Here is a 21,218-nt window from a genome sequence, read left to right as displayed (position 1 = left end):
CGCGGCTCGGGGCGGGTGACTGGTGCTATGTCACAGCACGCCTCCCTTAATCCCCCACTTCCACCCTGACCAGGGCGGAAGGGTTGGGGTGGGCGGCTACGTCGGCTAGGCGGTCGGCTACGCCGGGGCGGTCAGCCGCGACCACCACCATCAGCGGGTGCGCGCGGCATGAGTGCCAGACGTGCGACAGCAGCGAGACCGAGGTGGACTCGGCGCGTTCGGCGTCGTCGAGGACCAAGACCGTCGGGGTGCGCGCGGTGATCGCCCGCATCCAGGTGCCGACCGCGTCGAACATGCCCGCGCGTTCGAAGGTCGACCCGGAGCGGCCGGGCAGCGCGCCCCCGACCCGGGCGCCGACCTCGGGCAGCAGGTGCGCGATCTCGTCGGCCCACCCCTGCAGGTCGGTGACCAGTTGGTCGGTGCCGCAGGCGGCGGCGTGGAAGCCCAGCGCCTCACGGAAGGCGCGGTAGGTGCCGAAGTCGTCCGGGGTCCAGCGGCCGTAGAGCACGAGCGCGCCGTCGGCGTGCAGGCGCAGCGCGAGTTCGGCGAGGACGGCGGTGCGGTCGGCGGCCTCTCCCCCGCAGAGCAGGACCATCCTGGCCGAGCCCGCCGCCACCGACGGCCACGCCGACAGCGCCACGCGCAGCGGTTCGGCGACGTCGGCCGGTCTGGCCGCGGCCGGGTCGTGCAGGGCGCGGCGCGCCCACTCCAGGTTGGACGCGCCGGCGCGGTCGGCGTGGGCGCCGCCGACGCGCATCTCGTAGATCCGTTCGGGGGGTCCGTCGGGCAGCGGTGTCCACAGGCCGCGGTCGAGCAGGTCGATGCCGGCGGGCAGGGTCGGTCCCGCGACGACGGCGGTCGGCGCGGTGGCGAGGATCTGGCCGCCCGCGGCTTCGGCGAGCAGGCCGCGGGCGTTTCCTACGGCACGGGTGCCGGGCAGGCTGCCGTCGTCGTCCGCGGCGGTGCACAGCACGATCCGCAGCCGCGCCAACGGGTTCCCGTCGCCGTGCGCGGCGAGGGCGACCATGCTGGCGATCTCCAGGGCGGCACGGGTCGCGTCGCACACACTGTGGAAGGCCGCGCTGATCACCGTGTCGGCGTGCTCGGCGGACGGCGCCATGGCGGTGTCGCCGCCACCGAAGCGCAGCGCGATGTCGTGGGCGGCAGCGGTGATCTCCGGCTGCGCGCCCGCGTCGAACGCGGCGGCCAGGACGGTGATCATCCCGGGGGCGGATTCGGCCTCGGATCGGGGCCAGGGCGCCTCGACGATGCGGCGCAGGCTGCGGGCCAGGGCGCTCGGCGGTCCGGTGTCGGATCCGCTTAAGGCGGGGCCTGACTCGGACATGGGGGCTCCTCCCGCACAAGCGTCAATAGTGGGTACGGCCGTGGGCACGGTGGACCGCGCATTGGTTGGGCGGCGGGTCGGGCCGGTTATCTCTTCGCACCCGCGACGGCGGATGTTACCTATCTCGAACGGCGACCGTCAACGAGAGTCGATCACCGTCCTGGAAACAAGTCACGGACTCCTTGATTTAATGGTTGTCAACACCTGCCCAGCAGGTGAAAGCTGCAAAACTGTACCCATTCGGGCGGCCCAAGGTGCCCACACGGCCGATTCGCCACCCGGAATTGACGGCCGTCACGACGGACAATCATCCGTTGTTCACGCTTTCTCGAAACCGCCGCACGCCGTTGATGAGAACCATTCGGAATATTGTGCCCAGGCGCGTATCACACCAATTACCGAGACGGCGCGTCCCATGCACAAGGCGGGTAAAAACGGGTACGGGGGGTAGTCCGGATAGGGGGGTCGGGGGCGGGGTCGGGTCGGCCGCACAGGGCGAGTGCGGCGATCACGGCGGCGATCTCGTCGTCGGTGGCGTCCGGCCTGACGACAAGATCCGGTCGACTACCAGGACGCGCGGTCATAGGGGCGGGTTCCCGTGTTTCGCGAGCGGATATGTCGCCCGTTTCGTGCGGAGCATGGCGAGCGCGCCCGCGATGGCGGACCGGGTGTCCGCCGGGTCGATCACGTCATCGACGAGACCGTGCTCGGCGGCGTAGTAGGGGTGCACGAGCCGCTCCCGGTACTCCGCGATGCGCTGGGCGCGGACCGCGCCCGGGTCGGCCGCGGCGGCGATCTCCTTGCGGAACACGACGTTCGCAGCACCTTCCGCGCCCATGACCGCGATCTCGTTGGTAGGCCAGGCGAAGGACAGGTCGGCGCCGATGGACCGCGAGTCCATCACGATGTAGGCGCCGCCGTAGGCCTTGCGCAGGATCACCTGCACGCGCGGGACGGTGGCCGCGCAGTAGGCGTAGAGCAGTTTGGCGCCGTGCCGGATGAGCCCGCTGTGCTCCTGGCCGGTGCCGGGGAGGAATCCGGGGACGTCGACCAGCGTGACCAGCGCGATGTTGAAGGCGTCGCAGGTCTGGACGAACCGGGCGGCCTTCTCCGCGGACGCGATGTCCAGCACCCCCGCAAGCGATTGCGGCTGGTTGGCGACGATCCCGACGGTCGCGCCGTCGACCCGGGCCAGCGCGCAGACGATGTTGGTGGCCCAGTCCTCGTGCAGTTCCAGGTACTCGCCGTCGTCGACGATCTCGGCGATCACCGCGCGCATGTCGTAGGCGCGGCCGGGCTCGGCCGGCACGAGGTCGAGCAGGGCGTCGGCGCGCCGGTCGGCGGGGTCGGCCGTGGTCACCACAGGTGGGGGCTGCTGGTTGTTGGCGGGGAGCAGCGACACCAGGTAGCGCACGTCGAGCAGGCAGCTCTCCTCGTCGTCGTGGACGAAGGTGGCCACCCCGGTCCGGGTGTGCACGTCGGCGCCGCCGAGTTCGTCGTGCGTCACCTGCTCACCGGTGACGGCGTGCACGACGTCGGGGCCGGTGACGAACATCTGGGCGACGTCGCGCACCATGAACACGAAGTCCGTCAGCGCCGGTGAGTACGCGGCGCCGCCCGCGCAGGGGCCGAGCATGACACTGATCTGCGGCACCACACCGGACATCCGCACGTTGCGGCGGAAGATGCCGCCGTACCCGGCCAGGGCGGTGACGCCCTCTTGGATGCGGGCTCCCGCACCGTCGTTGAGCCCGATCAGCGGCGCACCGGTCGACTCCGCCAAATCCATGATCTTGTGAATCTTCTGCGCGTGCGCCTCTCCGAGCGAGCCGCCGAAGACCCGAAAGTCGTGCGCGTGCACGAAAACCGTGCGCCCTTCGATGGCGCCCCACCCGATGACGACACCATCGCCCGGGGGTTTGCGGTCGGCCATGCCGAACCCGGTGGCCCGATGGGTGCGCAGGGTGTCGATCTCCACGAAGGAACCCGGGTCGAGGAGGATGTCGAGCCGCTCCCGAACCGTCAGCTTCCGCCGCGCGTGCTGCGCCTCGGTCGCGGCGGGACTGGGCCCATCATGGGCTCGGGCACGCCTGCGCCGCAGCTCGCGGACCCGGGTGGACATGTCGTCCACAGTGGACAGATCGAACTGAACGGAGGGGCCATCGTCGACAGCGGTCACGAGCGGCTCACTTCCCGGTAGAAACCCGCCCACCGGCACACTCCCGCCGACCCGCGCGGACAGGTTCGCGGGTTGCCGCCCCGCGAACGCCGACCGACGCACCGCCTGCCGGCCCGCGGGCAAAGCACCGCACGGCAAGGAAACGCTCGCCGCGGAGAAGCCGGCCCATCCACGCTCAAGGACAGCCCGCCCCGGGTTCGACCCGACGGCTGCCGCGGCGGACTACGCCTCCGAAGGCACGGACACCGGCAACCCAGGCCGCCCCGCGCACGAATCTCCCGACACGAACCCGAGCAGGCAGCCCCGGATGAACCCTCGAACGCGAAACCCCGAGCAGGCGGCCCCCGCATGAACCCTCGAACGCGAAACCCCGAGCGCGCAGCCCCCGCCCTTCCCTGGGGGGACAGCCCTTGGCCAGTCTATCGGTGGGGGGTGACGGAAAGGGGGGTTGTGGGTGGTGCTGTGGACAAGTGGGTGGATTGTGGATAAGTGGCTGGAGGGAGCGGGTGGCGCCGGTTGGTTGTCAGGGGGTTCGGCTATCGCTCCGGGGTGACCTGACCACCCCGGAGCGGGCCGACTCACGTGACGCTGACGCCGCCATCGATGCTGATCACCTGGCCCGTCATGTAGTCCCCGTCGAGGAACAGGGCCATGCTGCGGGCCACCTCCTCCGTGGTCCCGAAGCGCGGGATCGGTGCCTTTTCCTTGATGCCGTTCATGACCTGGTCCGGCAGGTCCTTGGTCATGTCGGTGATCATGAACCCCGGCGACAGCGCGTTCACCGTCACGCCTCGCCTGCCGCATTCGGCGGCCAGGGTCCGGGTGAAGCCGATGACGCCGGATTTCGAGGCGCCGTAGGCGGTTTGGCCCGCGGTGGCGATGATGCCGGACGGGGACACGATGTTGATCACGCGTCCCCACCGCTGGCGGAGCATGTGGCCGACGCACACCCGGGCGGTGTGGAACGGGCCGATCAGGTTCGTCTCGATCACCGCCCGCCAGTCCGCCGGGTCCTGCATGGCCATCAGGCCGTCCCGGCGAATGGCTCCGTTGTTCACCAGGACGTCGACCGGGCCCAGCGCTTCCCGGATCGCCGCGTACATCTCGGTGACCGCTTCGTACGACGCCACATCGCCGCCGATGACGACCGAGTCGTTGGTCAGCTTGTCGGCGACCGCCCGCGCCCGGTCCTTGGAACTGTTGTAGTGCACCGCCACTCGGCAGCCCAGGGCGTCCAGCTCCATAGCCAGGGCCTGACCCAACCCACCGGACCCGCCGGTGACCAGGGCGACCGGCTGTTCCGGCCTGGCACCCGTCCGCTCACGACTCATCGGTGACACCGCCCCACTGCAGAAGGATCGAACCCCACGTCATCCCCGCCCCGAAGCCCGCGAGCAGCACCAGGTCGCCGTCGGCGATCCGGCCCGCGTCCAGGGCCTCGGCCAGCGCGATCGGGATCGACGCCGACGCCGTGTTGCCGTACCGGTCGAGGTTGGTGACCAGCTTCTCCGGCGCGACCCCGGTGTGGCTCAGGATCGAGTTGATGATCCGGATGTTGGCCTGGTGCGGGACGACGTGGTCGAGGTCGTCGACCCCCACCTTGGCCTGCTCCAGCGTCGCCCGGATCGTGCGGACGCTGAACCGCACGGCGTTGAGGTAGATCTCGTTGCCGTTGATCTTCGCGTAGTGCAAGCCCTGCTCGACTGTCTCGGCCGTGGTGGGCATCCGGCTGCCGCCCGCCACCACCTTGAGGCTGTCGTGCTTGGACCCGTCCGCGCCGAGGTTCCACGCGCGGATCCACGTGTCCGGGCTCGGCGTCAGCACCACCGCGCCTGCGCCGTCGCCGACCAGGATGCTCAGGTCGCGGTCGTTCGGGTCGACGGTGAGCGAGTGCGTGTCCGACCCGATGATCAGGCACGGCCGCGGGTCGATCGCCATCCACGCCGCCGCGGTCATCAGCGCGTAGACGAACCCCGAGCACTCGGCGTTGACGTCGTGGGCGCTGCCCGCGATGCCCAGGCCGTGGTGCACGAAGGCCGACGTGGCCGGTGAGAGCTGCTCGGGTGTCGCGGTGGCGACGATGAGGTGCGCGATGTCGGCGCCGGTGAGCCCGGCCTTCTCCAACGCCCGCGCGCCCGCCTCGATCGCCAGCGACGCCGTCGTCTGGCCGGGGCCGACGATGCGCCGCTCCCGGATGCCGCAGCGGCTGACGATCCAGTCCTCGTCGACGCCCAGCCGCTCGGCGATCTCGACGCTGGACAGGACCCGCTCCGGGACGCTGATCCCCCAGCCCGCGATGTCGAAGCCGCTCACGTCGCTAGCTCCGCGCCGCGGCGGGGGCCAGGGCCATCAGCTTCTCGTGCACGGCCCGCAGGGTCGTGGTGTCGTCGATGTCCTTGAACAGCGACTCGTCGGCGGGCACGTCCGGGTACTTGTTCTGGAAGCCGTACAGCCACTCCATCAGGTCGAGCGAGTCGACATCCGCCAGCTGCAGCAGAGGCGCGTCGACGTCGACGTTCTCGGCACCTGACACGGCGGCCAACTGGCCGGCCAGCTCCTCGACGGTAGGCAGATCCATCAGCTTCGCTCCTCACGGTTCGGCTTTCGGTGGGCTCGCCGCCCAGCGGCGAGGTCCTGTCCGGATGTAACCCGTGGCCGCGCAACGAACCCGCAACGCCGGTCGTGTTGCGCCGCTGTTGCGATCGGCGCGCTTACCTCATGGCGCAGAGGCGGCACACGTCCAGGAACGTGACGAAATGGGGCAAGGCGATGACCGTTGTCAATGAGCGGTTTGAGAGCAAGGTGATCAACCCAGAGGTCGATGCCATCCGGCACCACTACGAGGTGAGCAACGAGTTCTACCGGCTGCTGCTCGGACCGCAGATGATGTACTCCGGCGGCTACTGGAACGACGGCGAGGACCTGCGCGCCGCGCACGACCTGGCCCAGGAGCGCAAGCTCGACTCGTTCATCGAGATCGCGGGCGCCGCCGGCGCCAAGCGGGTGCTCGACATCGGCTGTGGCTGGGGCACGATGCTCAACCGCGTCACCGCGGTGCACGGGGCCGAGGAAGCGGTGGGCGTCACGCTCAGCCGCACCCAGAAGCAGTACATCGACGCCCTGGGCAACGACCGGGTCAAGGTGCTCGTCGAGAGCTGGGAAGACCACCGCGCGGACGATCCCTACGACGCCGCGTTCTGCATCAACGCGCTGGAGCACTTCGTGCTCTCCACGCTCCCCCCGCGCGAGCGGACCAAGCGGTTCCGGGCGTTCTTCCAGCAGTGCCACTCGCTGCTCAAGCCCGGGGGCAAGCTGGTGCTGCACATCATGACCGTGGAGAACCCGCCGCTGCGCCGGGAGCTGATCGACGACCTGAAGTTCCTGCAGCGCGAGGAGTTCCAGGGCTGCTACATCCCGAAGCTGCAGGACCTCGCCGCGGGCGCGGAGTCGCTGTTCGTCGTCGACGAGGTGCTCAACGAGCCGCTGTCGTTCGCCCACGCGTGCCGCGTGTGGCTCGAGCAGCTCGCCGAGCGCCGCGACGAGGCCGTCGCCATGGAGGGTGAGGACGTGGTGGCCCGCTTCGAGCGCTACCTCGACATCTTCGCCTACACCCTCGAAGACGGCGTGTTCAACAACTTCCGCATGACCCTGACCCGGCGGGCCTGAGGAGAGCCGAGATGACACGGACGATCAAGCCCGGCCGGGTCGACCGGTCCGGGAATGACACAGGCGGCGGCGACCGCCGCACGCCGCACTACCGCGTCGCGGTGATCGGGACCGGGTTCTCCGGGCTCGGGATGGCCATTCGGCTCAAGCAGCAGGGCATCGACGACTTCGTCGTGCTGGAGCGGGCCGACGAGGTCGGCGGCACCTGGCGCGACAACTCCTACCCTGGCTGCGCGTGCGACGTCATGTCGCTGCTGTACTCGTTCTCGTTCGCGCAGAACCCGAACTGGAGCACCACGTTCGGCAAGCGCGACGAGGTCTACGCCTACCTGCGCGAGTGCGCCGACCGCTTCGGCGTGCGCCCGCACATCAGGTTCCGGCACGAGCTCGTCGCGGCGAAGTGGAGCGACCTGGAGCGCCGCTGGCACATCGAGACCAGCCAGGGCGAGTTCACCGCCCAGGTGCTGGTCTCGGGCACCGGCTACCTCAGCGACCCGGTGATGCCCGACATCGAGGGCCTGGACTCCTTCCCTGGAGCCAAGTTCCACTCGGCCAACTGGGACCACGACTTCGACCTGACCGGCAAGCGGGTGGCGGTGATCGGCACCGGCGCCTCGGCGATCCAGTTCGTGCCGAAGATCCAGCCCAAGGTCGGGCAGCTGTTCGTGCACCAGCGCACGGCGCCGTGGGTGGGGCCGAAGGCGGACAAGACGATCGGCAAGGGCCAGCTCGCGCTGCGCAAGAACCTGCCGGGGTATCAGAACTTCCGCCGCAACTTCAACATGTGGGGCCGGGAGATCCTGGCGTTCATGCTGGCCCGCCCGAAGATGGCCGCGAAGACCATCACCGGCATGGCCGAGAAGAACCTGAAGAAGCAGGTCAAGGACCCGGTGCTGCGCGCGCGGCTGACGCCGGACTACGCGGCGGGCTGCAAGCGGCTGCTGTTCTCCAACGAGTGGTACCCGGCGCTGCAGCAGCCGAATGTCGAGCTGGTCACGGACAAGATCGTGCGGGTCGACGGCAGCTCGGTCGTCACCGCCGACGGCACCGCCCGCGAGGTCGACGCCATCATCCTCGGCACCGGGTTCGCGGCGACGAACCGGCCGGTCGCGCAGCGGCTGTGGGGCCGTGACGGGGTCAAGCTGGCCGACGCGTGGGGCAAGGGCATGTCCGCCTACGCGGGCACCACGGTCGCGGGCTTCCCGAACCTGTTCATGCTGCTGGGCCCCAACACCACGCTGGGCCACTCGTCCCAGACGGTGATGATCGAGGCGCAGATCGCGCACGTGCTCGACGCGCTGAAGCTGATGGACAAGCGCGAACTGTCCAGTGTGGAGGTTCGGTCCGAGGCGCAGACCGCGTACAACGCGCGGCTCGACGCGAAGCTCGAGGGCACAGTGTGGACCGTCGGCGGCTGCCAGAGCTGGTACATGGACGGCACCGACCGCAACCCGTCGATCTGGCCCACCTACACGTGGCGCTTCCGCAAGGCCACCAAGCGCGTCGATGTCGGCGCCTACCGCATCGCCACGTCCGTCGGGGACCCCATGCCAGCGGTGATCAACCAGTGAAGAAGGCGGAGAAAGCAATGACCAGTTCGCTCTCGCGGCGAAACATCCTCAAGAGCGGCGCCGCCGGTGCGGCCGCGACCATCGTCGGGTGGAGCGTGGCCAACTCCGCGTTCGTCACCGCGGCGCAGGCCTCGCCGGGCCCCTACAACTCCCTGCCGACGCTCGACGGCGTGCTGGAGACCGCGGGCGCCTCCCTCGAAGGGTTCGGCAAGGACTTCGGCGTGCTGGTGACCGGCACCCCGCGCGCGGTGTTACGTCCCGGTTCGGTGCAGGACATCGCGAAGATGGTCGGCTACGCCCGCCGCAACGGCCTCAAGATCGCGATGAACGGCCAGAGCGGCAACGAGCCCGCGTACTACGAGTCGCACTCCAGCTACGGCCAGGCCCTGGTGCCCGGCGGCATCTCGATCGACTCGCGCAAGCTCAACCGGATCCACTACATCTCCCGCGGCCGGGCCTGGGTGGACACCGGCGTCACGATCGCCGAGCTGACCGACGCCGCGCTCGCGCAGGGCCTGACCACGATCGGCATCACCGACTACCTGCACCTGTCGATCGGCGGCGTGATCAGCGTGGGCGGCATCGGCGGGCAGGTGCAGAAGCACGGCCTGTTCTGCGACACCGTCGAGGCCATCGAGATCGTGACCGGCACCGGCGACGTCGTGGTGGCCTCGCCGAGCAACAAGCCGGAGCTGTTCCAGGCCGCGGTCGGCGGCGCGGGCCAGTTCGGCATCATCACCAAGGCGCTGATCCGGCTGGCGCCCGCGCCGACGCAGGCGCTGGTCATGAACCTGTTCTACGAGGACATGGCCACGTTCGTCGCCGACCAGGAAAAGATCATGGTCGAGAACCGGGTCACCCATCAGGAAGGAGAGATCGTCCGCAAGGCCGACGACTCCGGGTGGCGCTACAAGGTCGAGGCGGTCGTCTACTACACGACCACCGCCCCCGACCAGAACCGCATCCTCTCGGGTCTGCGCGACACCCGCGCCGACATCCAGATCACCCAGATGCCCTACCGGGACTGGCTTTTCCGGATCGACCCGCTGGAGGCCTACCTCAAGGAAGCCGGCTTCTGGCACCAGCCCAAGCCGTGGCTGAGCCTGGTGCTGCCGTCCTCGACGGTGCAGCGGTTCATCCCGTCGGTCATCGCCGACCTGCAGCCGACGGACCTGGGCATCGGCTTCTCCGGCCTGTACCCGTTCCTGCGCAGCAAGCTCACGCACCCGTTCTTCATGCTGCCGGAGACCCGCGACGAGAAGCTGTGGCTGTTCGACCTGCTGCGCTTCCCGTTCCCGGACGACCCGAACCTGCAGCGCATGCTCGACCAGAACCGCAGGCTCTACGACCTGAGCAAGCCGCTGGGCGCCAAGCGCTACACCGTCGGCGCGATCCCGGGCATGACCCCGGGTGAGTGGCGCGGGCACTTCGGCTCGCAGTACTCGCGGCTGCTCGACGCCAAGCGCCGCTACGACCCGGACTGCGTCCTCACGCCGGGGCAGCACTTCTTCGCGTGACCCGTTCCGATTGACCAGATCGACCACAGTGGACTGACCGGGAGCCTGTCGTCGGCGGGCTCCCGGTCCCCCACAGGGAGGCACTCATGACCGACTACGACCTCATCGACGAAGCGTTCATCGACTCATCCCCCGACGTCGTGTGGCGGGAACTGGTCGCCGAACTCGGCGGCGCGCGGCGCTGGTGGGTGCCGACCAACACGTTCGAGGCGGGCGAGGTCCCGCCGGACCGCGTCGGCGGCGAAGTCCACGTCACCGTGCACACCAAGGGTGTCGACAAGGGCGGGCCGAAGCTGCGGTTCAAGGCCCGCACCACGGCGGTCGAGCCCAACCGCAGGCTGGTCGCGGAGTACGTCGAGGGCGCGTTCCTCGGCACCAGCGAGTTCGTCCTCGACTCGGTCGACGACGGCCGCCGCACCAAGCTGTCCATGCACTTCAAGGTCGCCCCGCAGGGCTGGCTGAAGGTCCTGGCGAAGGTCGCCGACATCGGCGAGCAGCACTCCAAGGGCACCCAGGGCGCGTTCGCGAACCTGAACTCGCTGGTGGGCGCCCGATGACGCGCAGCGCGGCGAACCGGCCCAAGGTCACCGACACGGTCGTGCGCACCGACGACGGCGCGGAGCTGGCCGTCACCGACGAGTCGCCCGTGTCCGGGCACAGCCCCGCTGTCGTGCTGGTCCACGGCTGGGGCGCCGCGCGGCCGGTGTGGCGGGCGGTCGCGGCGGACCTGGTGGCGGCCGGTCACCGGGTGATCAGCTACGACCAGCGCGGCCACGGCAAGTCGACGCTGGGCGCGCAACCGATCGGCATCGCCCGGCTCGGCGCCGACCTCGGCGCGGTCCTGGGCGCGGTCGACCTCCACGGCGCCGTGGTGGTCGGGCACTCCGGCGGCGGGTTCGCCGCGATGTCTTATGTGACGGCGATGCGCGCCGACGCGCGGGCGCGGGTGCGGGGCCTGGTGCTGCTGTCCACCGCCGCGCACGACCGGGACATCCCGAACAGCGAGGTGAAGATGATGGGCAACGCGGTGTTCAGCTGGGCGCTGCGCCGCCCGCCGATCGGCCGCGCCATGCTGCGGCAGACCTTCGGCGCCAAGAAGCCCGCGCCGCCGACGGCGGAGGCCAACCGGCGGATGTTCGCCGGAACCGACCGCACCGTCCGGGCCGACTACTTCCGCGCCTCGCGCGGCATGGACCTGCGCGACGACCTGCGGACCGTGCCGATCCCGGCCGTCGTCCTCGCGGGCGACGCCGACAAGATGATCCGCCCCGACCTCGGCGAGGCGGTGGCCGCGGCACTGCCCGAGGCCACGTTCCGCACGGAACCCGGTGTCGGCCACATGTTCCCGCTCGAAGCACCCGCCGCGGTCGTCTCCGCGGTCGCCGAGGTAATAGCCCACTGACCCCGGTTCCGCGCCCCCGACCCCGGGCGCGGAACCGGCGCAGGCGCTCTCCCCGGTGCGCCTCGCCCCGCTGTCGCCGTGCCGCTGTCCCCACCGACCGCGGCACGGCGACAGCCTCGAACGGCCTGGAACCGACGAGACCGTGAGGAACCACAGTGGACTTGCGTAGCTGGCTGCCCCGGGCGGTCGACGTGATCGACGAGTGGGCCGCGACCTTCGGCCCCTTCACCCCGCACCCGTCCCACCAGGTCGACGACGACACCTTCGCCGCCGCCTACGCCCGCTTCGGCAAGCGCCTGCAGGACAACTACCCGTTCTTCCACCCGCGCTACGCGGGCCAGATGGTCAAGCCGCCGCACCCGGCCGCCGTCGTCGGCTACCTGACGGCGATGCTGATCAACCCGAACAACCACGCCGCCGAGGGCGGGCCCGCCACCACCGAGATGGAACGCGAGTGCGTCGCGGGACTGGCCGACATGTTCGGACTTCCCGCGCACGCCGGGCACCTGACCACCAGCGGCACCATCGCGAATCTCGAAGCCCTTTACGTGGCAAGGCAAGCGCACCCGGGCAAGGGGGTCGCCTACAGCGCCGACTGCCACTACACGCATGAGCGGATGTGCCACGTCCTGGGGATCACCGGGCACCGGCTGCCGGTCGACGGCGCGGGCAGGCTCGACCTCGACGCGCTGCGCGACGCGTTGGCGGGCGGGCGGATCGGGACCGTCGTGGTCACCGCGGGCACGACCGGGCTCGGCGCCGTGGACCCCGTGCACGAGGTGCTGCCCCTCGCCCGCGAGTTCGGCGCCCGCGTGCACGTCGACGCCGCATACGGCGGCTTCTACGCGCTGCTGGCCGGAACCGACCCCACCATCGACACAAGGCCGTGGTCGGCGATCGCGCAGTGCGACTCGGTGGTCGTGGACCCGCACAAGCACGGGCTGCAGCCCTATGGCTGCGGCGCGGTGCTCTTCGCCGATCCCGCCGACGCCAGGCACTTCACGCACGACTCGCCCTACACCTACTTCACCGACGCCGACCTGCATCTCGGCGAGATCAGCCTGGAATGCTCGCGCGCGGGCGCGGCGGCGGCCGGGCTGTGGCTGACCACGCAGCTGCTCCCGCTCACCCCCGGCGGGCTCGGCCAGGTGCTGGCCGCGAGCAGGCGGGCCGCGCTGCGGTGGGCGGAGCTGATCGAGCACAGCACCGAACTGCGCCTCTACCAGCGCCCGGACCTCGACATCGTCACCTACTGCCCGGAGCCGGAACCGGCCCGGCTCAGCGTGGTCGACGCCGCGTCGGAGGCCTTGCTGCGCGCCGGGATGAACGCCGCCGACGACCCGGTGTACGTCAGCCTGCTGCGCGTCGACGCCGCCGACTTCCGGCGCAGACACCCGGAGGTGGCCGCCGACGCCGACACCGCGCGGATCGCCCGCAGCGTGCTCATCAAGCCGGAGTCCGAGGAGTACCTCGGCACACTCCACGACCGGGTGCGCCACCTGGTCACCGCGAACCGGTGACGAACCAGGGGTTTCCCGAAGCTACGGAAGGGGGCACCTCGGTGACCTACATGGACATCCCAGGACCGCGACAGGAGTCGAACGACCTGGTGGGTGTGCGGCTCGCGACGGCGGCGGACCTGGGCTGGCTCACCGACCTACTATGCACGTCCTTCCACGACGATCCGCTGACCCGCTGGATCTTGCCGGATCCGCGGGCCCGGCGGGCCGCGCTGCCCGGCTTCTTCACCGTGTTCGTCGAGCTTTCCCTTGCCCATGGCGGAATCATCGTCGGCGACGAGCGTGAGTCGGCGCTGCTGTACCTCTCCCCCGCCGGGGTCGAACGGGCCCAGGAGCGCGACGACGAGATCCAGCGCAGGCTGGCCGACGCGGTCGGCGGCGCGGACGCGGGGTCGCTGCTGCTGACGATCCTTGGGATGCAGGCGGCGCACCACCCGTCGCACCGCGAGCACTACTACGTCACCTTCGGCGCCGTCCACCCCGAACACCAGGGCGGCGGCGCCATCTCCGCGGCGATGGCGCCGCTGCTCGCGGCGGCCGACCGCGAGGGGCAGGCGATCTACGCCGAGGCCAGCTCAGACTCGGGCGCCGCCGCGTGCCTGAGCTTCGGGTTCACCGCGATGGGCAGCGTGATCAGGCTGCCCGGCGGGCCGACGCTACGTCCGATGTGGAGGGAACCGAGGTGAACGGCGACAACCATCTGTTCGTCTGGACCGCCGACGAGATAGCACGAGGCGAGATCCCGGCCGAGCACGCCAGGGAGCTGACCGAGGTCCTGCGGTGGAGCCAGGACTTCCTGGTCTCGCCGCACCCGGATCTCGGCCGGGGCGGGCCGGTGTGCCCCTACACCCAGCCCTCGCTGCGCCGGGACCTGTTCTATATAGCCGTTCCACGCGACCCACGAGCCGATCTGTCGAAGACGGTGGCGCGGCTGCGGTCGTGGCACGAGCGGCTCAGCACGGGCCTGGACGAGGAGGAACGCGAGCTGCTGGCGGTCCTCATCGTGCTGCCGGGACTGGACTACACCGACTCGACCGAGCTGGACCTGCTGCAGCGCAAGGCGAAGGACGACTTCGTGGCGAACGGGCTGATGATCGGCCAGTTCCACCCGGTGTGCGACGAGCCGGGGCTGTGGAACCCGTCGTTCCGGCCGCTGCGCGCCCCGGTGCCACTGCTGGCCGTGCGCCGGATGCTGGTGTTCGACCTGCTGTTCCTGGTGGGAGACCTCGGGCACGCCGACAGCTACCTGCGCCGGTTCGCGCCCGCGATCCCCGCCAGGGTCCGCCACCAGCTCGTCACCCGGCTGGTCAGCACGGACTCCCGCGAAGCGCTGTCGGCATGAGAACGCCGCCGCGCACCGCGCAGATCCTGCTGTGCGCGGCGGCCGCCGCGGTGTCGGCCACGTGGGCGCTGCGGGCGCACACCGGTCCGACGCCGAGCCCGATGGCCAGGGCGCACGCGCTCGCCTATACCGGCCACCACCAGAACGCCGTGGTCTTGGCGCCGCCGGTGGTCGAGGACGCGGTCGCGAACACGGCGGGACTGCTTGCGCTGTCCCTGGTCCCGATGGTCCTGGGGATCACCGTGGCCGCCCGCCTCGGCGGCGATCGGTGGCCCGCGTTCGCCGGGTTCGCCGGACTCGCCGCCGCGGCCGTGACCTTGGCGGTGGCGGCGACCGCGCTGGGCGGCGCGGTGTCGCTCACCGGGTCGCTGGCCTCAGCCGCCACCGTCCTGCGCGACACGGTCGTCGTCGCGGTCGTCGTGTGTGCCGTCGCCGGTGTCCCGTGGCGGAGTTCCCCGTCGTCCAATCCCGCAAAGGTGTGATGAGATGTTCAACCGAAGAGACGCCCTGAAGTTCGGTGCGGTGGGCGGTGTCGTGCTCGCGGTCCCCACCGAGCAGTTGCTGACCTCGGCGTTGGGTCCATCGTGGACGGTCACACCGTTCGCCCGCGACCTGCCGGTCCCACAGGTGTTGCGGCCGCACGCGGTCGGCCCGGACGCCGACCACTACCGGCTGACCGTCGCCGAGGGCACGGCCGAGATCGTGCCGGGGGTGCGCACGCGGGTGCTGACCTACAACGGCCAGTTCCCCGGCCCGACGATCATGGCCAGGCAGGGCCGGGCGGCACGGGTGACCGTGGAGAATACCTTGGGTGTCCAGACCTCGGTCCACCTGCACGGCGGCAACGTCGCCCAGGACAGCGACGGCCACCCGCTCGACGCCATCGACCCCGGGCGCTCGCGGACCTACCACTATCCGAACAGCCAGCGGCCGGGAACGCTGTGGTACCACGACCACGCGCACCACCTGGAGGCCGAACATGTCTACAGAGGACTGTCCGGGCTCTACCTGATCGACGAGGGGTGGCCGTCGCTGCGGCTTCCCAGCGGCGCCCACGACGTCCCGCTGTTGTTCCGCGACGCCGACCTCACCGGCGACGGCGAGCTGCGCTGGGAGCTGTTCGGGCAAGGCGGCCGAACAATGGTGCTGGTCAACGGCGTCGCCCAGCCGCGGCTCAAGGTGCGGCGTCGGCGCTACCGGCTGCGGCTGGTCAACGGGGCCAACGAGCGCCCGTTCCGGTTCCGGCTGAGCAATGGCGCGCAGTTCACCCAGCTCGGCAGCGACGGCGGCCTGCTCGGCAGGCCCGTCCAGCGGTCCGAGATCACCCTGTGGGCCGCCGAGCGCGCCGACGTCGTGGTCGACTTCGCCCCGTACGCCGAGGGCACGCAGATCGTCCTGGAGAACGCCGACGGCGAGGCGGACAGCGCCACCCGAGTCCTGCGGTTCGACGTGGTCGGCCACCCCGAGCGCGACGACTCGGTCATCCCGGAGACGCTCGCCGCCGTGCCCGCGCCTCGAACTCCGACGGTGACCCGCAAGGTGCTGCTGAGCTTCGACCCGCTGGCCGGGTTCCTGATCAACGGCAAGGCGTATGACCCGCAGCGGATCGACTTCACCGTCAAGCGGGGAACCACGGAACTGTGGGAGATCACCAACCTGGACACGCTGCTGCAGGTGCCGCACTCGCTGCACCTGCACCTGGTGCAGTTCCGCGTCCTCGACCGCGACGGCGTGCGCGCGCCGGAATGGGAGGCGTACCCGAAGGACACGGTGGCCGTGCCGCCGGGCAGCACCGTGCGGATCCTGGTGACGTTCGACAGCAGGCACACGGGGATCTACCCGTTCCACTGCCATTTCCTCGACCACTCGTCGCTGGCCATGATGGCGCAGCTGAGGATCGTCGCGTGAACGGCCGCCTGGCCCGCCCGCGTGGGCGGGCCAGGCGCGTCTTAGTTCTGCAACGCCAAGCAGAGGAACACAAACCCGGCGGTCGCGACGACCATCCGGACGTGGTTCCACCGCACCCAAGGCCCCTCGAACGCCTTGCGCGCCTGGGCGACGTCGGCCCGGGCGACCGGACCGGCCGCGTCGAGCCGGTTGTTGAGCGGGATGTTGATGGCGAAGGTGATCAGCAGTGACACCAGGAACAGCGCCGCGCCGACCAGCGCACGCACGTTCGTCCCGCTGTCGCCGGTCAGGTCGATCACGATGACCGCGGCGGAGCTGAGCAGCGCCCCCATGAACACCAGACCGAACAGTCCATTTTGGATGCGGCGGTTGATCCGCTGCATCACGTCCACGAACACCCGGTCCTCGACGCCGTCGAGGCTGAGCATCACCGAGCAGGAAAAAGCGAAGAACAGACCCGCGATCAATCCCGACGTGATCGTCGCGAGCACCAGCACCACCTGGGACATCGGCCACCTTCCGCAGACCGGGACATCCGATCGGACACCGCGGGTGAAACCTACTGGGCGGGACCGTCAAGATCGATGTCCCCCATTTGGCGGATGCAAGATCACCGAGACGATTCATGCAATCTTCACCCATGAACATGCGTATTCGTCTACATTAGTGTCATGAGCACGCTGGCGGACGACACGTTGACCGGTCTGCTGGACGGACCGAGAGCCCGCGGAGCCTTCCTGCTCCGCTCGATCCTCAACCCCCCGTGGTCCATGCGCATCGAGGACCGGGCCCCGTTGTCCCTGGTCACCATGGCCCAGGGCGACGCCTGGATCGTCCCCGACGGCGGCGACCCGGTGGCGCTGCACCCCGGCGAGGTCGCGATCATGCGCGGCCCCACGCCGTACACGATCGCCGACCACCCGGACACGCCACCGCAGGTGATCATCCACCCGGGGCAGCGCTGCGCGACCATCGACGGCCACGACATCGGCAGCTCCAGGGATCTGGGGGTCCGCACCTGGGGTGAGGACCCCTGCGGCTCCGCGGTCATGCTCAGCGGCACGTACCAGATGCAGCGAGAAATCGGCCAACGCCTCTTCGGAGCCCTGCCGCCGGTCCTGGTCCGTCCCATCGACGCGGGCGACAGCGCCCTGGTGTCGTTGCTGGAAGTCGAAATGCTGCGGCAGGAGCCGGGCCAGGAACTGGTCCTGGACCGCATCCTGGACCTGGTCCTGGTCAGCGTCCTGCGAGCCTGGCTGGCCAGCCCCGGCGTGGGCGCCCCCGCCTGGTACCGAGCCCAGCACGACGAGGTCGTGGGCGCCGCCCTGCGGCTGCTGCACGCCGAACCGGCGTACGGCTGGACGGTGGCCAACCTGGCCACTCGCGTGGGCGTGTCCCGAGCCGCCCTGGCGAGACGCTTCACCGCGTTGGTGGGCGAACCTCCCATGAACTACCTGACCAGCCTCCGCCTGGCCCTGGCCGCCGACCTCCTGCGCGAAACGGAAACCACGATCGGGTCCGTGGCAAGGAAAGTCGGCTACAGCACCGCCTTCGCCCTCAGCGCCGCCTTCAAACGGGTGCGAGGCCTCTCACCACAGGACTACATCCGACAGGCCGCGACCAACCCCGGCGTCCCCGTCGCCGCCGTCTCCTAGCGGCCCGAGACAAGACACCGGTTCCCCAAGGCACGAGGGGTTTGCTCACAATCCCCGCATTTCCCCCCGCACCCTCGTCGCCAGGCCCAAAGAACGCAGCCACAACGGAAGCCGGCACAGCGAAAGGCCGTCGATCCGCTCCAGGAAGCGGATCGACGGCCATCCGGACCGGCGGTCACTGACCGTCGGCACGCTCCGCCCGGCCATGCAGCCACAACGCCCGGCCCAAACACCCAAGCGCCAGCACGCAAGCCACGGTCCGCACCAGGTGCGCCGAGTTCCACGGCCCCTCAAAGGCAGCCCGAACCGCCGCGAGATCGGGAATCGACGCGGGAGCGCCCGCGGCCTCAAGGTCCTGGTTCAGCGGCACATTCACACCCATCGTGATCGCCACAGCAACCACATACAGCAGAAACGACGCCAAGACCCACCGAGCCGCCGCCCGACGCCCCAGCCGGTGTTCCATGATCGCCGCCGCCCCCGTGAACACGAACGAGCCCAGGAACGCCGACCCGAAGGCGCCGTTCTCGATGGCTCTGTTGATGTTCTGCATGGTGTCGACGAACGTCCGGTCGTCGGTCTTGGCGAGCGCGGGCATCACCGAGATCGCGAAAGCGTAGAACACCCCGGCGATCAGCCCCACGGTCATCGTGGCCAGCCACAACACCGGCCCGGCCAGGCGGCGCTTCGTCGAAGGCTGGTCTCTGGTCTGCGTCATCGTCTCTCCGTCTTCGTCCGCGTCGTCCAGTCAGGCGTGAGCGGACGACAGGTCGCGGGTCGCTCCCTCCGCGACCATATATCCGTTGTGCAGCAAGCCAAAGCGGTCGCACACTTGCCGGACTTCGTCAAGATCCCGGCTGGCGTACAGCAGCGAAACACCCTCTTCGCGCAAGCCGCGGAGCGTCTGGAGCAGGCGCACTCGGCTGGTCGGGTCAATGCCGGCGGTCGGGTGGTCGAGCACCAGCAGTCGCGGCCGGTGCAACAGCGCCACCGCGAGGCTCAGCTCGCGCAGCACGCCGCCGGAGCAGCGGTCGACCCGTTCGCCCACCTGGTCGCGCAACCCGACCGCGGCGAGGACGTCGGCGGCCCGCTCGCGGCGGACGCCCGCGGGCAGGTCGAGAAACCTCGCCCAGAACCGGATGGTCTCGCCCACGGTGGCGGACGGCACCATCACCACGCACTGCTGCACATAGCCCACCGACTCCCGCAGCGCGCGGTCGCCGATCGTGGCGATCGGCTTGCGGCGCACCATGACCGACCCGCGGTAGTCGCTGAGCAGGCCGCTGACGATGCGCACCGTCGTGCTCTTGCCCGCACCCGCCGGGCCGACCAGCCCGTACGCCTCGCCCGACCGGATGTCGAAGCCGACGTCGTCGACGACCACCCGGCCGTCGAACGACGCGCGCAGGCCGCGCACCGACAGCAGCGGGACCGTGCAAGGTTGTTCGCGGATCGCGGCAGCGGGCCCCTCGTAGCCGCGCACCCCGAGTCCGAAGTCGACAGACCGAGCGTCCACTGTGTCGACTAAGCCGTTGATCGAGCCCATGACCGTCCCTCCCCTGTCCCCTCGGCGCCTATCCGTTCCCCGTTGCCGCCTTCACCACCAGCGCCATTGCCGGTGGTAGCGCAGCCGCAGCACGGTGGTGCCGAGCAGCCGCACCGGCGGCGGCATCGACGAGGCCCCCACCCCGTCGGCGCCGTCGAGCATCCAGGGCGGCAGGAACGCCATGACCGACATCGGCGCGCTGGCGATCACCCGCCGCTCGATCGCCAGGTACTCCCGTTCACTCAGGTCGTCGCGGAAAGCGCTCAGCACCACGGCTTCCTCGTCGCGCAGGTGCGCGTGGACGACGGTGTCGAAGCGCCGCGCCGCACCGGCCAAGTCCAGCAAACGACCCGGCGCCAACGCCTTCGTGACCGCTTCCATCGCTTCGTCGAGCGCGATGTGGTCGGCGTGCATCGCCTGCTCGCGCTCGGCGAAGACCGGCGACTTGGCCCGCAGCGCGGGCCACAGGATGTCGTCCTCGGTGTGGTGGTGCCAGTCGATGACGGCGCGGACCTGCCGCCACCAACCGGCGACCCGGTCGACCTGGCCGTCGCGCACGCCCGCCGCACCAGCGACGAGCCTGCGCGCGTCACGCCGCATCGCCACGTGCATCAGGGCGAATCCGTGGATATGGCGGGGAATGGTGCTCAGACCATTCTCTGTGGACAGTTGCGTGCGCATGGCTTCACCCTCCTCGTGGGGATTGCCCGGCGGTCAGTCGACACTCCACACACCGCTGGCCGCGGCGTCGCGGGCGTAGTCGGCGAAGTCCTTGGGCTCACGGCCGAGCGCGCGGCGCACGCCGTCGGTGAGGTGGGCGTTGCGGCCGTCGAGGATCTGGGTGAACAGCTCGACGAACTCCTCCGGCATGCCGTGCTCGCGCAGCGCGGCGGCGTACTGCTCCGCGGTCAGCGGGATGTAGGCGACGTCCTGGCCGGTGGCCTTGGAGATCTCGGCGGCCGCGTCGTGGAAGCTGAGCAGCCGGGGGCCGGTCAGCTCGTAGATCTGGCCGTCGTGCCCGTCCTCGGTCAGCGCGGCGACCGCGACGTCGGCGATGTCGTCGGCGTCGACGAACGGCTCCACGGCGTCGCCCGCGGGCAGCGCGATCTCGCCCGCCCGGACCGATTCCAGGAGGAAGTTCTCGCTGAAGTTCTGGTTGAACCAGCTGCAGCGCACGATCGTCCACTTGGTACCGGCGGCCTGCACGATCCGCTCGCACACCTCGGCCGCCTCCTCACCGCGGCCCGAGAGCAGCACGAGCTTCTCGACCCCCGCGGCCTTGGCGAGTTCACAGACCCGCGTGATGGCCTCAGGGGCGCCGGGGAAGGCGAGGTCCGGCTGGTAGGCGATGTACGCCGCGCGCACTCCTTCGAGGGCGGCGGCCCAGCCGGACTCGTCGTTCCAGTCGAAAGTCGGTGTGGTGGAACGGGAACCGACGCGCACCGGCACCCCGCGCTCGGTCAGTCGCTCCACGATCCGGCGACCGGTCTTGCCGGTGCCACCGATCACCAGGATCGGGTTCGTGTTCTGTGCTTGCGTTTGCTCTCCCATGTATCCAAGTACACCG

General features: G+C 70.2%; 21 protein-coding genes. 11 read left to right on the top strand and 10 right to left on the bottom strand.

Annotated elements, in window-relative coordinates; translation table 11 throughout:
- Positions 1–46 precede the first annotated feature (46 nt).
- The 5 genes from C8E96_RS15690 to C8E96_RS15670 form a co-directional block, all read right to left on the bottom strand.
- Positions 47–1,345, bottom strand: coding sequence for an AAA family ATPase (locus C8E96_RS15690; protein ID WP_091374075.1), 1,299 nt, complete (start codon positions 1,343–1,345; stop codon positions 47–49).
- A 580-nt stretch (positions 1,346–1,925) separates the two neighbouring features.
- Positions 1,926–3,467, bottom strand: a complete 1,542-nt coding sequence (locus C8E96_RS15685; RefSeq protein ID WP_091374347.1) for an acyl-CoA carboxylase subunit beta — start codon at positions 3,465–3,467, stop codon at positions 1,926–1,928.
- Positions 3,468–4,102: 635 nt separating this feature from the next.
- On the bottom strand, positions 4,103–4,855 hold the full coding sequence (locus tag C8E96_RS15680; RefSeq protein ID WP_091374072.1) for a 3-oxoacyl-ACP reductase family protein: 753 nt from the start codon (positions 4,853–4,855) through the stop codon (positions 4,103–4,105).
- The gene (locus tag C8E96_RS15675; protein WP_091374070.1) at positions 4,845–5,837 is read right to left on the bottom strand and encodes a 3-oxoacyl-ACP synthase III family protein; all 993 of its coding nucleotides are present in this window, start codon (positions 5,835–5,837) and stop codon (positions 4,845–4,847) included. The genes C8E96_RS15680 and C8E96_RS15675 overlap by 11 nt, the downstream gene beginning before the upstream one ends.
- Before the next feature lie 4 nt (positions 5,838–5,841).
- Positions 5,842–6,102: a hypothetical protein gene (locus C8E96_RS15670; RefSeq protein WP_091374066.1), complete on the bottom strand. Its 261-nt coding sequence runs from the start codon at positions 6,100–6,102 to the stop codon at positions 5,842–5,844.
- Between the two features lie 191 nt (positions 6,103–6,293).
- Here C8E96_RS15670 and C8E96_RS15665 point away from each other — a divergent pair, with 191 nt between their 5' ends.
- The 10 genes from C8E96_RS15665 (at position 6,294) to C8E96_RS15620 (ending at position 16,450) form a co-directional block, all read left to right on the top strand.
- The gene (locus C8E96_RS15665) at positions 6,294–7,190 is read left to right on the top strand and encodes a class I SAM-dependent methyltransferase (RefSeq protein ID WP_091374342.1); all 897 of its coding nucleotides are present in this window, start codon (positions 6,294–6,296) and stop codon (positions 7,188–7,190) included.
- Positions 7,191–7,201: 11 nt separating this feature from the next.
- Positions 7,202–8,761, top strand: coding sequence for a flavin-containing monooxygenase (locus C8E96_RS15660; protein WP_091374064.1), 1,560 nt, complete (start codon positions 7,202–7,204; stop codon positions 8,759–8,761).
- A gap of 17 nt (positions 8,762–8,778) precedes the next feature.
- Positions 8,779–10,278: an FAD-binding protein gene (locus C8E96_RS15655; protein ID WP_091374337.1), complete on the top strand. Its 1,500-nt coding sequence runs from the start codon at positions 8,779–8,781 to the stop codon at positions 10,276–10,278.
- An 86-nt stretch (positions 10,279–10,364) separates the two neighbouring features.
- Positions 10,365–10,835, top strand: a complete 471-nt coding sequence (locus C8E96_RS15650) for an SRPBCC family protein (RefSeq protein WP_091374061.1) — start codon at positions 10,365–10,367, stop codon at positions 10,833–10,835.
- Positions 10,832–11,680 (top strand): alpha/beta fold hydrolase, encoded by an 849-nt coding sequence (locus tag C8E96_RS15645; RefSeq protein WP_091374058.1) that lies wholly within the window; start codon positions 10,832–10,834, stop codon positions 11,678–11,680. The genes C8E96_RS15650 and C8E96_RS15645 overlap by 4 nt, the downstream gene beginning before the upstream one ends.
- 155 nt (positions 11,681–11,835) lie before the next feature.
- Entirely contained in the window at positions 11,836–13,200 is a 1,365-nt protein-coding gene (locus C8E96_RS15640) for a pyridoxal phosphate-dependent decarboxylase family protein (protein ID WP_166658016.1), read from the top strand.
- Between the two features lie 50 nt (positions 13,201–13,250).
- Positions 13,251–13,886: a GNAT family N-acetyltransferase gene (locus tag C8E96_RS15635; protein ID WP_091374055.1), complete on the top strand. Its 636-nt coding sequence runs from the start codon at positions 13,251–13,253 to the stop codon at positions 13,884–13,886.
- Positions 13,883–14,542: a DUF6875 domain-containing protein gene (locus C8E96_RS15630; RefSeq protein ID WP_091374328.1), complete on the top strand. Its 660-nt coding sequence runs from the start codon at positions 13,883–13,885 to the stop codon at positions 14,540–14,542. Before C8E96_RS15635 ends, C8E96_RS15630 begins: the two co-directional genes overlap by 4 nt.
- The gene (locus tag C8E96_RS15625) at positions 14,539–15,024 is read left to right on the top strand and encodes a hypothetical protein (RefSeq protein ID WP_091374054.1); all 486 of its coding nucleotides are present in this window, start codon (positions 14,539–14,541) and stop codon (positions 15,022–15,024) included. The genes C8E96_RS15630 and C8E96_RS15625 overlap by 4 nt, the downstream gene beginning before the upstream one ends.
- A gap of 4 nt (positions 15,025–15,028) precedes the next feature.
- On the top strand, positions 15,029–16,450 hold the full coding sequence (locus tag C8E96_RS15620; protein WP_091374052.1) for a multicopper oxidase family protein: 1,422 nt from the start codon (positions 15,029–15,031) through the stop codon (positions 16,448–16,450).
- 41 nt (positions 16,451–16,491) lie between these two features.
- Here the strand turns inward: C8E96_RS15620 and C8E96_RS15615 are convergent, their stop codons facing one another.
- Complete coding sequence (locus C8E96_RS15615) at positions 16,492–16,959, bottom strand: anthrone oxygenase family protein (protein ID WP_091374049.1); 468 nt, start codon at positions 16,957–16,959, stop codon at positions 16,492–16,494.
- A gap of 162 nt (positions 16,960–17,121) precedes the next feature.
- Here C8E96_RS15615 and C8E96_RS15610 point away from each other — a divergent pair, with 162 nt between their 5' ends.
- Positions 17,122–18,105, top strand: coding sequence for an AraC family transcriptional regulator (locus C8E96_RS15610; RefSeq protein WP_091374046.1), 984 nt, complete (start codon positions 17,122–17,124; stop codon positions 18,103–18,105).
- A gap of 175 nt (positions 18,106–18,280) precedes the next feature.
- Here C8E96_RS15610 and C8E96_RS15605 read toward each other — a convergent pair whose 3' ends face one another.
- From C8E96_RS15605 to C8E96_RS15590, 4 genes are read right to left on the bottom strand one after another with little or no spacing between them, the layout of a single operon-like run.
- Positions 18,281–18,823 carry an anthrone oxygenase family protein gene (locus tag C8E96_RS15605; protein WP_091374043.1) on the bottom strand — a complete coding sequence of 181 codons (543 nt, stop codon included), beginning with the start codon at positions 18,821–18,823 and terminating at the stop codon, positions 18,281–18,283.
- Positions 18,824–18,853: 30 nt separating this feature from the next.
- Entirely contained in the window at positions 18,854–19,651 is a 798-nt protein-coding gene (locus tag C8E96_RS15600; protein WP_091374041.1) for an ABC transporter ATP-binding protein, read from the bottom strand.
- Between the two features lie 51 nt (positions 19,652–19,702).
- Positions 19,703–20,332, bottom strand: coding sequence for a hemerythrin domain-containing protein (locus C8E96_RS15595; protein WP_091374039.1), 630 nt, complete (start codon positions 20,330–20,332; stop codon positions 19,703–19,705).
- 33 nt (positions 20,333–20,365) lie between these two features.
- Positions 20,366–21,202: an NAD(P)H-binding protein gene (locus C8E96_RS15590; RefSeq protein WP_176926759.1), complete on the bottom strand. Its 837-nt coding sequence runs from the start codon at positions 21,200–21,202 to the stop codon at positions 20,366–20,368.
- Positions 21,203–21,218 lie beyond the last annotated feature (16 nt).

The organism is Actinokineospora alba, assembly GCF_004362515.1.
Taxonomy (GTDB): Bacteria; Actinomycetota; Actinomycetes; order Mycobacteriales; family Pseudonocardiaceae; genus Actinokineospora; species Actinokineospora alba.
Note: the sequence above shows the minus strand (reverse complement) of the source record. Positions and strands in the feature narration are given on the sequence as shown.

What these genes read in the sequence shown, in the direction of transcription:
- C8E96_RS15690 (WP_091374075.1), bottom strand. Translation starts at nt 1,345, where the DNA reads ATGTCCGAGTCAGGCCCCGCCTTAAGCGGATCCGACACCGGACCGCCG.
- C8E96_RS15685 (WP_091374347.1), bottom strand. Translation starts at nt 3,467, where the DNA reads ATGTCCACCCGGGTCCGCGAGCTGCGGCGCAGGCGTGCCCGAGCCCAT.
- C8E96_RS15680 (WP_091374072.1), bottom strand. Translation starts at nt 4,855, where the DNA reads ATGAGTCGTGAGCGGACGGGTGCCAGGCCGGAACAGCCGGTCGCCCTG.
- C8E96_RS15670 (WP_091374066.1), bottom strand. Translation starts at nt 6,102, where the DNA reads ATGGATCTGCCTACCGTCGAGGAGCTGGCCGGCCAGTTGGCCGCCGTG.
- C8E96_RS15665 (WP_091374342.1), top strand. Translation starts at nt 6,294, where the DNA reads ATGACCGTTGTCAATGAGCGGTTTGAGAGCAAGGTGATCAACCCAGAG.
- C8E96_RS15660 (WP_091374064.1), top strand. Translation starts at nt 7,202, where the DNA reads ATGACACGGACGATCAAGCCCGGCCGGGTCGACCGGTCCGGGAATGAC.
- C8E96_RS15655 (WP_091374337.1), top strand. Translation starts at nt 8,779, where the DNA reads ATGACCAGTTCGCTCTCGCGGCGAAACATCCTCAAGAGCGGCGCCGCC.
- C8E96_RS15650 (WP_091374061.1), top strand. Translation starts at nt 10,365, where the DNA reads ATGACCGACTACGACCTCATCGACGAAGCGTTCATCGACTCATCCCCC.
- C8E96_RS15645 (WP_091374058.1), top strand. Translation starts at nt 10,832, where the DNA reads ATGACGCGCAGCGCGGCGAACCGGCCCAAGGTCACCGACACGGTCGTG.
- C8E96_RS15635 (WP_091374055.1), top strand. Translation starts at nt 13,251, where the DNA reads ATGGACATCCCAGGACCGCGACAGGAGTCGAACGACCTGGTGGGTGTG.
- C8E96_RS15625 (WP_091374054.1), top strand. Translation starts at nt 14,539, where the DNA reads ATGAGAACGCCGCCGCGCACCGCGCAGATCCTGCTGTGCGCGGCGGCC.
- C8E96_RS15620 (WP_091374052.1), top strand. Translation starts at nt 15,029, where the DNA reads ATGTTCAACCGAAGAGACGCCCTGAAGTTCGGTGCGGTGGGCGGTGTC.
- C8E96_RS15615 (WP_091374049.1), bottom strand. Translation starts at nt 16,959, where the DNA reads ATGTCCCAGGTGGTGCTGGTGCTCGCGACGATCACGTCGGGATTGATC.
- C8E96_RS15610 (WP_091374046.1), top strand. Translation starts at nt 17,122, where the DNA reads ATGAGCACGCTGGCGGACGACACGTTGACCGGTCTGCTGGACGGACCG.
- C8E96_RS15605 (WP_091374043.1), bottom strand. Translation starts at nt 18,823, where the DNA reads ATGACGCAGACCAGAGACCAGCCTTCGACGAAGCGCCGCCTGGCCGGG.
- C8E96_RS15600 (WP_091374041.1), bottom strand. Translation starts at nt 19,651, where the DNA reads ATGGGCTCGATCAACGGCTTAGTCGACACAGTGGACGCTCGGTCTGTC.
- C8E96_RS15595 (WP_091374039.1), bottom strand. Translation starts at nt 20,332, where the DNA reads ATGCGCACGCAACTGTCCACAGAGAATGGTCTGAGCACCATTCCCCGC.
- C8E96_RS15590 (WP_176926759.1), bottom strand. Translation starts at nt 21,202, where the DNA reads ATGGGAGAGCAAACGCAAGCACAGAACACGAACCCGATCCTGGTGATC.